This is a genomic window from Paenibacillus sp. 01T422, assembly GCF_056398785.1.
In genome coordinates this window covers 1-895 of sequence record NZ_JBFTQB010001427.1, presented here as the reverse complement: position 1 = coordinate 895, position 895 = coordinate 1, and the positions used below count along the sequence as shown (strand labels likewise).

General features: G+C 41.1%; 2 protein-coding genes. Both read left to right on the top strand.

Annotation, left to right across the window (positions count from 1 at the left end; genetic code table 11):
* On the top strand, positions 1–478 hold a 478-nt coding region (locus AC1DUA_RS39280), incomplete at its 5' end, for an ABC transporter permease subunit (RefSeq protein ID WP_477504831.1).
* 29 nt (positions 479–507) lie between these two features.
* Positions 508–895 (top strand): ABC transporter permease family protein (locus AC1DUA_RS39275; protein ID WP_477504830.1); only part of this gene is annotated, 388 nt, incomplete at its 3' end.

The window sequence follows — 895 nt, the reverse complement described above, 5'->3', positions numbered from 1 at the left end:
GTTCGGAGTCGATCCGATCCGGTGGTATAACGACAAAACGTATTGGCCTCTTATCATTATCTTCGTATATCTATGGAAATCTGTAGGTTATAGCAGTGTTGTTTATTTGGCAGCCATTATGGGAATTGATAAGTCTCTTTATGAAGCTGCGATGATTGATGGTGCAAGTAAATGGCAGCAAATTAAGCACATTACTTTCCCGATGCTGAAGCCGCTGATGACCATTCTGACGCTGCTTGCGATCGGTCGTATCTTCTATGCAGATTTCGGATTGTTTCTACAGGTACCAAGAGATTCAGGAACTCTATATTCGGTAACGAATGTTATTGACACTTATGTTTACCGCGGCCTTAAATCTACCGGTGAAATCGGAATGAGTACAGCAGCAGGCCTCTATCAATCTGTTATTGGCTTCATTCTCGTTATGACTTCCAACTATATTGTTCGAAAATTTGATAAAGATAATGCGTTGTTCTAACGAATTGCAAGGAAAGGAGGAACCTCAAAATGATAGCAAAACCGATGAAAAGTCGTGATTTTCATAAATTACCGCCGGCGTTGAATGTTCTATTTAACCTTGTGGCAGGAATTTTTGCTCTGGCGTGTATCTTTCCATTTCTATTTGTGACGATTATCTCATTCACGGATGAGAAGACGCTAAGCAGCAATGGGTATCGGCTCATTCCTGAGAAATGGAGTCTGGAAGCCTATCGCTATTTGTTCAAAGCAGGAGATCAGCTGCTTATGTCTTATGGGGTCACGATTCTAGTGACGGTTGTTGGTACGATTGTCAGCTTAATGTTGACAGCTACGTTTGCCTATGCGATTTCACGAAAAAGCTTTAAATTCCGCAATTTTTTCGGTTTCTTCGCCTTTTTTACGATGCTGTTCAATG